The sequence below is a fragment of the Tabrizicola sp. genome (assembly GCF_016792905.1).
Taxonomy (GTDB): Bacteria; Pseudomonadota; Alphaproteobacteria; order Rhodobacterales; family Rhodobacteraceae; genus Tabrizicola.
The window spans coordinates 26,417-36,993 of record NZ_JAEULP010000029.1; the positions used below are offsets into that span (position 1 = coordinate 26,417).

At 65.1% G+C, this 10,577-nt stretch carries 13 protein-coding genes and 2 pseudogenes; 7 read left to right on the plus strand and 8 right to left on the minus strand.

Annotation, left to right across the window (positions count from 1 at the left end):
- The first annotated feature begins 16 nt into the window (after positions 1-16).
- Genes urtC through urtE form a run of 3 tightly spaced genes read left to right on the plus strand, consistent with a single transcriptional unit; the run spans position 17 to position 2,669 of the window.
- Positions 17-1,234 (plus strand): urea ABC transporter permease subunit UrtC, encoded by a 1,218-nt coding sequence (gene urtC, locus JNL31_RS06150; RefSeq protein WP_294971161.1) that lies wholly within the window; start codon positions 17-19, stop codon positions 1,232-1,234.
- Complete coding sequence (gene urtD, locus JNL31_RS06155) at positions 1,231-1,974, plus strand: urea ABC transporter ATP-binding protein UrtD (protein ID WP_294971164.1); 744 nt, start codon at positions 1,231-1,233, stop codon at positions 1,972-1,974. The genes urtC and urtD overlap by 4 nt, the downstream gene beginning before the upstream one ends.
- Positions 1,971-2,669 carry an urea ABC transporter ATP-binding subunit UrtE gene (gene urtE / locus JNL31_RS06160; protein ID WP_294971166.1) on the plus strand — a complete coding sequence of 233 codons (699 nt, stop codon included), beginning with the start codon at positions 1,971-1,973 and terminating at the stop codon, positions 2,667-2,669. The genes urtD and urtE overlap by 4 nt, the downstream gene beginning before the upstream one ends.
- Positions 2,670-2,689: 20 nt before the next feature.
- Here urtE and JNL31_RS06165 read toward each other — a convergent pair.
- The 6 genes and pseudogenes from JNL31_RS06165 to JNL31_RS06190 all read right to left on the minus strand — a co-directional run.
- A pseudogene (locus JNL31_RS06165) lies at positions 2,690-2,886 on the minus strand (IS3 family transposase); the annotation flags it as partial.
- A gap of 61 nt (positions 2,887-2,947) precedes the next feature.
- Positions 2,948-3,535 carry an ABC transporter permease subunit gene (locus JNL31_RS06170; RefSeq protein WP_294971168.1) on the minus strand — a complete coding sequence of 196 codons (588 nt, stop codon included), beginning with the start codon at positions 3,533-3,535 and terminating at the stop codon, positions 2,948-2,950.
- A gap of 58 nt (positions 3,536-3,593) precedes the next feature.
- Positions 3,594-3,965, minus strand: coding sequence for an ATP-binding cassette domain-containing protein (locus JNL31_RS06175; protein ID WP_366928924.1), 372 nt, complete (start codon positions 3,963-3,965; stop codon positions 3,594-3,596).
- A gap of 86 nt (positions 3,966-4,051) precedes the next feature.
- Positions 4,052-4,274, minus strand: a pseudogene (locus JNL31_RS06180) (glycine/betaine ABC transporter substrate-binding protein); the annotation flags it as partial.
- Between the two features lie 27 nt (positions 4,275-4,301).
- Positions 4,302-4,541, minus strand: a complete 240-nt coding sequence (locus tag JNL31_RS06185; protein ID WP_294971170.1) for a hypothetical protein — start codon at positions 4,539-4,541, stop codon at positions 4,302-4,304.
- Between the two features lie 19 nt (positions 4,542-4,560).
- Positions 4,561-5,472: a LysR substrate-binding domain-containing protein gene (locus tag JNL31_RS06190; RefSeq protein WP_294971173.1), complete on the minus strand. Its 912-nt coding sequence runs from the start codon at positions 5,470-5,472 to the stop codon at positions 4,561-4,563.
- A 93-nt stretch (positions 5,473-5,565) separates the two neighbouring features.
- On the opposite strand from JNL31_RS06190, the gene JNL31_RS06195 reads away from it, so the two are divergent.
- From JNL31_RS06195 to JNL31_RS06210, 4 genes are read left to right on the plus strand one after another with little or no spacing between them, the layout of a single operon-like run.
- Entirely contained in the window at positions 5,566-6,600 is a 1,035-nt protein-coding gene (locus tag JNL31_RS06195) for an agmatine/peptidylarginine deiminase (RefSeq protein WP_294971176.1), read from the plus strand.
- A complete protein-coding gene (locus tag JNL31_RS06200; RefSeq protein ID WP_294971178.1) occupies positions 6,597-6,929 on the plus strand; it encodes a helix-turn-helix transcriptional regulator in 333 nt (110 codons plus the stop codon). Before JNL31_RS06195 ends, JNL31_RS06200 begins: the two co-directional genes overlap by 4 nt.
- A gap of 53 nt (positions 6,930-6,982) precedes the next feature.
- Complete coding sequence (locus JNL31_RS06205) at positions 6,983-8,026, plus strand: agmatine/peptidylarginine deiminase (RefSeq protein WP_294971179.1); 1,044 nt, start codon at positions 6,983-6,985, stop codon at positions 8,024-8,026.
- Between the two features lie 3 nt (positions 8,027-8,029).
- Entirely contained in the window at positions 8,030-8,473 is a 444-nt protein-coding gene (locus JNL31_RS06210) for a hypothetical protein (RefSeq protein ID WP_294971182.1), read from the plus strand.
- 27 nt (positions 8,474-8,500) lie between these two features.
- Here the strand turns inward: JNL31_RS06210 and aguB are convergent, their stop codons facing one another.
- Both aguB and JNL31_RS06220 read right to left on the minus strand, forming a co-directional pair.
- A complete protein-coding gene (gene aguB, locus JNL31_RS06215) occupies positions 8,501-9,367 on the minus strand; it encodes an N-carbamoylputrescine amidase (RefSeq protein WP_294971184.1) in 867 nt (288 codons plus the stop codon).
- An 11-nt stretch (positions 9,368-9,378) separates the two neighbouring features.
- On the minus strand, positions 9,379-10,389 hold the full coding sequence (locus tag JNL31_RS06220) for an extracellular solute-binding protein (RefSeq protein ID WP_294971186.1): 1,011 nt from the start codon (positions 10,387-10,389) through the stop codon (positions 9,379-9,381).
- Positions 10,390-10,577: the final 188 nt, after the last annotated feature.

Sequence of the window (10,577 nt, forward strand, 5' to 3'; positions counted from 1 at the left end):
TCAGCCGGGTGGCGCGATGACCATTTTGCACCCCCGCCACCGCTCCGCCCTCGTCTTCCTCGCCTGCCTCGCGCTCTTCACCATCGGCGTGACTGTCGCCGCGCATTTCGGCCTTGTCTCCACGTCCTTCGTGAAGACTCTGGGCAAGACGCTCTGCCTCTGCCTCGCCGCGCTGGCGATGGACCTGATCTGGGGCTACGCAGGTATCCTCTCTCTCGGCCACATGGCCTTCTTCGCGCTTGGTGGCTACATGATCGGCATGTGGCTGATGTATGCCCGGACCGAGGAGATCGTCATCGCTTCCCTCGCGAATGGCGGTCTGCCCGCAACGCCCGAGGAGATCAGCCAGGGCATCGCCACCCAGATCTTCGGCGTCGTCGGCGCCTCGTACCTGCCCGCGATCTGGTCCTTTGCCTACAGCCTGCCCCTGCAACTGGCTCTGGTCGTCGCCGTCCCCGGCCTCCTCGCCCTTGTGTTCGGCTGGCTCGCTTTCCGCAGCCGCGTCACCGGGGTCTACCTGTCGATCCTGACCCAGGCGATGACCCTCGCCCTCGCGCTCTACCTCTTCCAGAATGATTCCGGCCTGCGCGGGAACAACGGACTGTCCGGGCTTCAGAACCTGCCAGGCATCACGGCCGGGCAGGATACGGTCAGCCTGTGGTTCTTCTGGGCTTCGGCGCTTGCCCTTGCGCTGGCCTATGTCGCGCTCCACGCCATCGTCTCGGGCAAGTTCGGCTCGGTCATCCGCGCGATCCGGGATGACGAGGCGCGCGTGCGGTTCCTTGGATACTCGGTCGAGGGCTACAAGCTTTTCGTCTTCACCCTGACCGCCGTGATCTGCGCGTTGGCCGGGGCGCTGTATTACCCGCAAGCCGGGATCATCAACCCTGCGGAACTCGCCCCCATCGCAAGCATCTACCTTGCCGTCTGGGTCGCCATCGGCGGACGCGGCAGGTTGTACGGAGCGGTCATCGGCGCGGCCCTCGTCTCGCTTCTGTCCAGCTGGTTCACCGGCGGGCGGGTGCCGTCCATTCCCCTCGGCTTCGCCACGATCAACTGGGTCGACTGGTGGCAGGTGCTGCTGGGCCTCACCTTCGTCGGCGTGACGCTGTTCGCTCCAAAGGGCATCGGCGGATTGTTCGACCACTTCACCGGATCGCACCCTCCCGATCGCAAGGGCGCGCCGCTCGGCCCTGATGACGGATCGCTGCGGGAGAGGGAGGCCGAGGCATGAGCGCGCTTCTGGAGGTTTCCGGCGTAACGGTCAGCTTCGACGGCTTCCGCGCGATCAACAACCTGACCTTCGCCATCGGGGCGGCGGAGCTGCGCGCGATCATCGGACCGAACGGGGCGGGGAAAAGCACGTTCATGGACATCGTCACCGGCAAGACGAGGCCCGACAGCGGGTCGGTGACTTTCGGCGAACGCCCCGTATCGCTGCTGAAACTCTCCGAGGCACAGATTGCCCGCGCCGGGATCGGACGCAAGTTCCAGCGCCCCACGGTGTTCGAGGACCAGACCGTGCAGGAAAACCTGACGCTTGCCCTGAAGGCCGGGCGTGGCCCCCTCGCGGTGCTGCGCTGGCGCAAGTCGGCCGCGGACGAGGCGCGGGTCGCGGAGCTTGCCGGGCAGGTCGGCCTTGGCGACAGCCTGACGAAAAAGGCCGGCATCCTCAGCCACGGGCAGAAGCAATGGCTGGAAATCGCGATGCTCCTGGCGCAGGAGCCCCGCCTGCTGCTGGTCGACGAACCGGCGGCCGGGATGACGCTGGCAGAACGGGAAAAGACGACTGAGCTGCTGGTCGAGATTGCGAAGACCCGGGCCGTTGTCGTGGTGGAACACGACATGGACTTTGTCCGCCGCCTGAGCTGCAAGGTCACGGTGCTGCACGAAGGCGCTGTGCTGGCCGAAGGCAGCCTCGACCATGTCACCAGGAACCAGTCGGTGATCGACGTCTATCTGGGGCGCGGATGATGCTGAGGACGGAAGGCCTGACGCTGCACTACGGCGGATCGCAGATCCTGCATGGCATTGAATTCGAGGCGAAGGCGGGAGAGGTCACCGTCATCATGGGAACGAACGGCGTGGGCAAGACCAGTTTCCTGAAGGCGCTGGCGGGCACGCATCCCCGGTCGGGCGGGACGGTCACGCTCGACGGCGAGAGCCTGGGCCGCCTGCCCGCGCAGGACATGGCGCGGCGCGGGCTGGCAGTGGTGCCGCAGGGGCGGATGATCTTTCCGCTCCTGACCGTGCGCGAGAACCTTGAGACGGGCTTTTCCCTGCTTCCGAAGTCGCAGCGCAGGGTGCCGGACGGCATCTACGACCTGTTCCCGGTCCTGAAGGACATGACCAACCGTCGCGGGGGCGACCTGTCGGGCGGGCAGCAGCAGCAGCTTGCCATCGCCCGGGCGATGATCATGAAGCCCAAGGTCCTGCTGCTGGACGAACCGACCGAAGGCATCCAGCCTAGCATCATCCAGCAGATCGGCCGGGTGATTGCCTGGCTCAAGAGTGAGGGCGGAATGGCAATCGTGCTGGTTGAACAATATTTCGACTTCGCCCACGGTCTTGCCGATCAGGTCTATGTCTTCCGGCGCGGCGCCGTGTCTGCGCATGGCACGAAGGACAGCTTCGACAAGGCCACCCTGCGGGCCGAGGTTTCTGTCTGAGAGCGGCCCGGTCGCGCAAATCGGCTGACGTCGTCGATGTCGCACAGCATGCGGAACCGTCGGCCCCAGGCCCGGCTGCCGGAGACGGAGCCGAGCGACCAGCGCTGGTCCACCCCTGAAGGATCGCCATCGGCGCACGGATCCCAAGCGCCCGCTTGCGACCGCCGCGTCTCTAGACCGTCGGCCGCTCTTCGCGATAAATGCGGTAACGCTTTTCCGTTTCGCGCCCCGAGCAGCTCGCGCAGGGTCGCGAACCTGCGACCGCAGCCGCGCATGCGTCAACCTGGGTTGCGGTCGCGGTTCTGACCTCTTGCCATCCTGGTGAGCAAGTGGTCGGCAATAGGCCCCATGAAGGCCACCGCCAGACCCAGCACCAACCCCTTTCCGACATCCGTCGAAGACAGCGCGCGCTGCATTTCCTGGCCGAGGTCCCGGGTGCCGACGAAGGCTGCGACGATGACCATGAACAACGAGAACATGATCGACTGGTTGGCCCCCACGACCAGCGTCGGCACGGCCAGGGGCAGCTTCACATGCCAGAGCGGCGGCGCCGGGCCTGCCCCCGACATCTGCGCCGATTCCACCATCTCGGGCGGAATGTTGCGCAGGCCCAGAAGCGTCATGCAGATCACTGGCGGAACCGAGAAGATCAGCGTCACGACGGCGCCCGTCTTGGAGCCGACGCCGATGAAGACCACGACCGGGATCAAATAGGCGAAATGCGGCAGCGACTGCGCGATGTTCAGGATCGGGTTCAGGATGCGTTCGCCAAGGCGCGAGCGCCAGGCGAGCGTGACGAGAGCGAGGCCCGGGGCAACGGAAAGGGGGCGGCCACGACGATGACCGACAGCGTCTCCATCGCCCATTTCCACTGGCCCATGACGGCGATCCAGACGAAGGTCCCGGCAGATAGCGCCGCCGCCATCATGCCGCAGGCCCAAGCAGAAGGTCGAGCGCCGCCTTGCGGTCAAGAAGCCCGACAAGCTCCAGCACCTCCCGCGCCCGGGCGATGCGCGCAGCGCGATCCTGGCCGCGCATTTCCAGCGGGAAGGCCTTGATGTCGAGCAGCCGCGCCAGGCAGCGGACCAGGGTCGACTTGCCCGACCCCGACAGCCCCATGACCACCAGCATCTCGCCGCGCCGGATGTCGAGCGATACGTCCCGGACGGCAGCGATGTGACTGGTGGCGCGCAAGTCCTCCATCGTCGTCGCCGAAGAAAGGCGCAAGCGTTCGGGATGGTCGCCGAATACCTTCCAGACAATCCCGCACGACATCGCCACGTCGCTCGGGGTCAAGGCAGCCTCGTGATCGGAAAGAGCCGCCCGGGCGCGAAGGCCCCGTATGACCAGGGGGAACCGTCACCCGCTGGTGACGCCGGAGATCACTCCGTCCAGGGCTTCCCGTGCGCCTCGTTCGCCTTCAGCCATTCGGAGGCGGCACCTCGGGCTCATGCCATCGATGTCGACAAGCTTGGCCATCTCGGCGATCTTCAGATGGCCCTTGGCCGGGTTGCCGCAGTCGAAGGTCTTGTCCGGCAGCGGCCCCTTGGCGGCATCGGTGGCGCAACCTTCTTCCCAGGCCGGGAACTCGACGGATTCGCCAGGCCTGGCGGGGTATCTGGAAAGCTCCGGCTACCGGCTGACGGCCTGTGCGGGCGCAGATGCGGTGGAAAAGGTGCCAATCCCGGCCTCCTGATCGTCGCTATCAACCTGCCCGGCAAGGACGGGCTGGAAATCACCCGCGAGGACGCCCCGCGCGCCATCCTGGTTGACGGGGTGATCCTCGACCACCAGCACCTTCAGGGGTGGCAGATCGGGCGCAGCACCGATCCGCGGACAAGGGGAAGCTGCAAGGTGAATGTCGTGCCGCACTCCGGCTGGCTTTCCGCCGTCACGCAGAGACGGGAGCGTGTTCCGCTTGAATTTGCGCGCTTATCCAGTGCCACAGGGCGGCGACAGGCGGGCGGGAAAAATTCCGCGTCCAACAGGACATGTAGAGCGGGATTGACCGATCAAGCGACGGTCGTGCGGCATGGACCAGTTTTCCTTCCCTCAAGGCATGCTCGGCCTGGCGCGCCGAGGCAAGGCAGATCCCGTACCCAAGCATTGCCGCCTGCAACATCTGACCGGTGTCGGAAAAGTTGAAGCCGCGGGAAAGCTCCGACCGGGTCGAGCCGACCTGCGCGAACCACGACTGCCAGTCGTTCAGCGTTTCATCGTGCAGAAGCGGAGCCTCGTCCAGCCGGGCGCTGTCAGGCAGATCGGGCAGGCTTGCGGCCAGGCCTGGGGCGCAGAGCGGCATCAGCCGGTCACTTGCCAGCAGGACTGATCGTGCGCCAGCATCGGCCCAGGGTCGTGGACCGAGGACGATATCGATCTCGGCTTCCTCCGGGACATGGGTGTCGTCACTGGTATGCACCCAGGGGTCAACCCAGGGATGGGCTGCACGCAGATCCGCAAGGCGCGGCAGGAACCAGCCCGAGGCCAGCGCGGCGGGCATCAGGATGATCACCGATCCCGGCTTGGAGTAGGCGTTCAGGCGGCGGACGCCGTGGCGCAGCTCTTCCAGTGCCGCATGGACCGTGATCAGGAAATCACGGCCCGCGTCTACCAGCTCGATCCGGCGTCCGATCCGGCGAAAGAGCGGCTGGCCAAGGTGGTCTTCCAGCACCCGCACCTGATGGCTGATCGCAGACTGGGTGATGTTCATCTCTTCCGCCGCACGCGAAAAGCTTTGCAGCCGTGCGGCGGCTTCAAAGCCGATAAGGGTGCTGAGTGGTGGAAGGTTGCGATAGGTATTCATGAGAGCTTTCGATTGAAAGGATCAGAAATCGGCGCTTTGACCCCAGTATTTCTTATCATACCCTGCCACCCGATCCAAGCTACGGAGGATAGGATGACCCGCCACGACCCCGCCCGCTTCGCCGCCAGCCCCAGATCGCTTGGCTACCGGATGCCCGCCGAATATGCTCCTCACAAGCGGACCTGGATGATGTGGCCGACCCGCGCCGAGGTCTGGCCGGACATGTCGGCCACCAAGCGGGACTATGTGAAGGTGGCGCGGGCGATCGCCGAGTTCGAACCCTTGTGCATGGCGGTCTGCCCGGAAGACGCCGCCGAGGCGCGGGCGATGCTGGGCAACGGGATCGAGCTTTTCGAAGTGCCGCTGGACGACAGCTGGGCACGCGATGCCGGACCGAATTTCGTGGTGGATGGCAAGGGCGGCAAGGCGGCGAGCCTGTTCACCTTCTCGGCCTGGGGGCACAAATATGCGCCTTTCGACAAGGACGCAGCCTTTGGTGCGGCGGTGGCGGCGCGCGAAAGGATGCCGGTGTTCAAGTCGCCGCTGCTGGCTGAAGGCGGCGGGGTGACGGTCGATGGCGAGGGTACGATCATCACCACCGACACCTGTTTCCTGAACAAGAACCGCAACCCGTCCTGGACGCGGGAGGAAGTCACCCGCGAGCTACTGGAAACCCTGGGCGGCGAAAAGGTGATCTGGCTGCCGGGGAACGCGGATGAAACCGAGACCGATGGCCATGTCGATGGCATCGCCGTCTTCGTGGCCCCCGGCGTGGTGCTGATCGAGGGCGCGGATGACCCGGCCGATCCGTGGCGCCACATCAAGCAAGCCAACATCGACGCGCTTCGTGGCCAAACCGATGCGAAGGGGCGCGAAATCCGCATGGCGACGATCCCCGAGGCCGAGGAAAGCTGCGTCATCGGCGACAGGTTCTGCCGGTCCTATGTCAACTGCTACTTCGTCAACGGCGGGGTGATCATGCCCGAATACGGTACGCCGAACGACTCCGTCGCGCGGCAGGTCTTTCAGGACCTGTTCCCGACCTGCCGCATCCGCGGCGTGCATATCCCCAACATCTGCCTTGGCGGCGGCGGCATCCACTGCATCACCCAGCAGGAACCGGCATGACCGCGCTGCCGCCCGCGGCCTTTGCCGTGACGGGGGCCATGGGTCGGCACGTCACGGCCACAATGGAGCATTTCGGGACCTCCTGCCTGTCGGACCGCGAGGCAGAAGTGGCCCGGCTGATCCTGCGTGGCCATTCCTCGAAGGTGATCGCGCGGATGCTGGGCAACAGTCCCGAAACGGTGAAGGTGTTCCGCAAGCGCATCCACACCAAACTGGGGCTTGCCTCTTCGGCAGAGTTGTTCACGCTGTTTCTTGCGGCGCTCTGTGCCGCACCCCACGGCACCACTGACGACCCGCTGATCCACCTGTCCTGGGGATTTGTGGAATGATGACTCGTCGGTCCCTTTTCCGGTCTGCTGCCGCTGCCGGCGGCGCTTCCCTGTTGCCACGCCGGGCCTTCGCCGCCACCTCTGCCCGCGCCGCCGGTTTCCGGTATCCCGAAGAGACCGATCCACACGAGCGGACCTTCATGCAATGGCCGGTCAATCACAGGGTCCATGACGACGCCGATTTCCTGCATGACCTGCAAGGCACGATCTCCGAGATCGCCAACACGATCGCCGGGTTCGAACCCGTGGTGGTGCTGGCTGCCGCCGAGCATCACAAGGCGATCCGCAAGCGGGTCTCGGGTCAGGTCGAATTGTGGGACATCCCGACCGACGACCTGTGGTGCCGCGATTCCGGGCCGTCCTTCGTGGTTGACGGCAAGGGTGGTCTTGCGGTGACCCAGTTCAACTTCAACGGCTGGGGCGGCAAGCAGGTCCACGGCAATGACGGCAGGATTGCCGCGCGGCTGGCCGAACGGCTGGGCCTGACCGTCTTCGATGCCGGGCTGGTGGGCGAGGCTGGCGGCGTCGAGACCGACGGCCACGGCACGCTGATCGCCCACGAAAGCACCTTCATCAACCCCAACCGCAACAAGGGGTCAAAGGAGGATATCACGGCGATGCTTCTTGAAACCATGGGGGCGCAGCAGATGATCTGGGCGCCGGGGATCAAGGGCGCCGACATCACCGACTATCACATCGACGCACTGGCCCGTTTCGTGAAGCCGGGGCAGGTGCTGATCCAGATGGGCGCGGAGATCGACCCCGAGGACCCCTGGTCGGTCGCGGCGTTTGAAACCCACGACATCCTCTCTGCGGCCACCGATGCCGAGGGCCGCACGCTCGACCTGGTGATCCTGCCCGAACCCTGGGACATCCGTGTCGACAGCCCGGATTTCGTGTCGTCCTACGTCAATTACTATGTCTGCAATGGCGGCGTGATCGCGGCCCAGTTCGGCGACGAGGAAGCCGATTCCGAGGCCGCGGCGATCCTTGGCGCGCTTTACCCGGGCCGCGAAATCGTCATGCTGAACATCGATACTGTGGGCGAAGTGGGGGGCGGCATCCACTGCGCTACCCATGAGCAACCGAAAGTGTAAGGCTTGCGCGACTGGCTGATCCGGAACTCCGAACCCCTGCAGGCCGTAGGCGCCATCGCCACGGCCTTCGCCGCTTTGACCGCGCTGGTGGTGATCCCCTATCAGGTGGGGCAGGCCGACCGGATCCAGCGCGACCAGACCGCGCGCGAGATCTACCGGGAATTCCTGAACCTGACCGTGCAGAAGCCGGAACTGGCGACGGCGGATTACTGCACCCTGACCGATCCCAAAAGCCTGGCCGCCTATTCGGCCTATGCCGATTACCTGCTTTATACCGCCGACCAGATGGTCGACACCTCGCCGACCTGGCGCGGAACCATGGCGAGCTATCTCAAATCCCACATGGCCTATCTATGCAGCCCTGAACTCCGCGAGGCCAATGATGATGTGGAAGGCCTGATCGCGGACCTCGGGCTGACCTGTAAACCCGAGAACCAGTGCCAGTAGGGGCGACTTTCGCCGCCCCGTTCCGCTTCACGCCGCCTCGTGGCGGGCGATCAGCCCATAGGCCTCCGGCCGCCGGTCGCGCCAGGTGCCCCAGCTTTGGCGATAGGCGCGGGTGGCGTCGAGGTCGATCCTTGCCGTCAAGTAGGTCTCATCCACCCGGTTCGCCTCGGCCAGCATCGCGCCGGTATGATCCGCGATGAAGGAGGAGCCGTAGAAGGTCATCTCCAGGTTCGGCCCCTTCTCCAGCCCCACCCGGTTCGACGCGACGACCGGCACCATGTTGGCTGCCGCATGACCCTGCATGGTGCGCTGCCAGTGCCCCGCGCTGTCGAAGTCGGGCTGGCCCGGTTCCGACCCGATCGCGGTCGGGAACAGCAGTACCTCGGCCCCCAGAATGGCCAGCGAGCGGGCGGTTTCCGGGAACCACTGGTCCCAGCAGATGCCGCAGCCGACCCGGGCGAACCGGGTGTCGAAGACCTTGAAGCCGGTATCGCCGGGGGTGAAGTAGTATTTCTCCTCATAGCCCGTCGCGTGCGGGATATGGGTCTTGCGGTAGCTGCCGAGGACCGTGCCATCCGCGTCGATCATCGCCAGCGAGTTGAAGAAGGTGTTCCCCGCCGCCTCGTAGTAGCTGATCGGCAGCACCACCCCCAGCTTGCGTGCCAAGACCGCGAAATGCTGCACGGCGCGGTCGGCGGCCAGCGGCTTGGCATATTGCTGAAAGCCGCTGTCCTTCTCGATGCAGAAATAGGGGGTCTGGAACAGTTCCTGCAACAGGATGACCTGCGCCCCGTCCTCGGCCGCCGCCGTCACCTGTTCCTCGGCCTTCTGGATGTTCTCGTCCAGATCCCAGGAACAGGCCATCTGGGTGGCGGCCACAGTCACGAATGCCATGGATTGTCCTTTCAGTTCATCAGCTTGGTCCAGACCTTGTCCACCAGGGCCGTGGCCTCGGGCGAGCAGGTCGGGATAAATTCGGGCGCCGGCGCGTCGGCAGGCGGGGTGATTTCAGGGGCATTGGCAAGGGCCGGGTCGATGAAGGCTTCGGACCCTTTGATCCCGTTGCCATAGCGGGCATAGGTCGTGACCATCGCCGCGTTTTCCGGTGCCATCATGAAGTTGAGGAAAGCCTTGGCATTGTCGAGGTTCGGCGCGCCCTTGGCGACGGCCAGATTGTCCATCCAGCCGGTGTAGCCTTCCTTGGGGTAGACGTATTGCAGCGTCGGGCGTTCCTCGCGGGCGCGCATCGCATAGCCGTTCCAGCCCATCGAGACGACGGCTTCGCCCGAAACCAGCGGCTCCTTGAATTCGGAATCGTAGCTTTTGACCCAGTCCTTCTGGGTCTCCAGCAGCTCCAGCACGCGCTTCATGTCCTCGGGATTTTCATTGCAGCGCGGGACGCCCAGATAGCGCTCGGCCATGTTGATGACATCGTTCATGTCGCGCAGCATGTTGATGCGGCCCTTCACCTCGTCGCCGGGCGCGAAGAGGACCGCCAGCGAGCTGTAGTCGCCCTTGACGACGGCGGTATCGACCACCACGCCGGTCGACCCCCAGGCCCAGGGCGCGGAGTATTCGCGCTTGGGGTCCCAATAGACCCCGCGCCAGCGTTCATCGACATTGGCGAAGTTCGGCATGGCGAAGACGTCGACCTTTTCCAGCATGCCTTCGGCGATCAGCACCTGCATCGTGGCGTCGCCCACGACCAGAATGTCATAGCCGGTGGCACCGGACCGCAGCTTGGCGATCATCGTCTCCATGCTGTCGAACGTGTCGATGTTGATCCTCGTCCCGGTCTCGGCCTCGAACTTCGCCACCAGGTCGGGTGGGGTGTATTCGCCCCAGGTGTAGATGTTCAGATCACCTTCGGCCAGGGCGGGTGTGACGGTGAGAAGCAGGACGGCAAGCGCGCGCATGGGACTTCCTTTCAGCGTTTGTTGCGGGCGATGAGGGCAGAGGTGATGACGACAAGCGCCGAGGCCGCGACCATCAGCGAGGACACCGCGTTGACCTCGGGCGTGATGCCAAGGCGCAGCATCGAATAGATATGGACCGGCAGCGTGGTCGATCCGGGGCCGGAGAGCATGGACGAGATGATGAAATC

Excerpts from the sequence above, each read along its gene's own strand:
- urtC (WP_294971161.1), top strand. The coding sequence starts at position 17 with ATGACCATTTTGCACCCCCGCCACCGCTCCGCCCTCGTCTTCCTCGCC.
- urtD (WP_294971164.1), top strand. The coding sequence starts at position 1,231 with ATGAGCGCGCTTCTGGAGGTTTCCGGCGTAACGGTCAGCTTCGACGGC.
- urtE (WP_294971166.1), top strand. The coding sequence starts at position 1,971 with ATGATGCTGAGGACGGAAGGCCTGACGCTGCACTACGGCGGATCGCAG.
- JNL31_RS06170 (WP_294971168.1), bottom strand. The coding sequence starts at position 3,535 with ATGGGCGATGGAGACGCTGTCGGTCATCGTCGTGGCCGCCCCCTTTCC.
- JNL31_RS06190 (WP_294971173.1), bottom strand. The coding sequence starts at position 5,472 with ATGAATACCTATCGCAACCTTCCACCACTCAGCACCCTTATCGGCTTT.
- JNL31_RS06195 (WP_294971176.1), top strand. The coding sequence starts at position 5,566 with ATGACCCGCCACGACCCCGCCCGCTTCGCCGCCAGCCCCAGATCGCTT.
- JNL31_RS06200 (WP_294971178.1), top strand. The coding sequence starts at position 6,597 with ATGACCGCGCTGCCGCCCGCGGCCTTTGCCGTGACGGGGGCCATGGGT.
- aguB (WP_294971184.1), bottom strand. The coding sequence starts at position 9,367 with ATGGCATTCGTGACTGTGGCCGCCACCCAGATGGCCTGTTCCTGGGAT.
- JNL31_RS06220 (WP_294971186.1), bottom strand. The coding sequence starts at position 10,389 with ATGCGCGCGCTTGCCGTCCTGCTTCTCACCGTCACACCCGCCCTGGCC.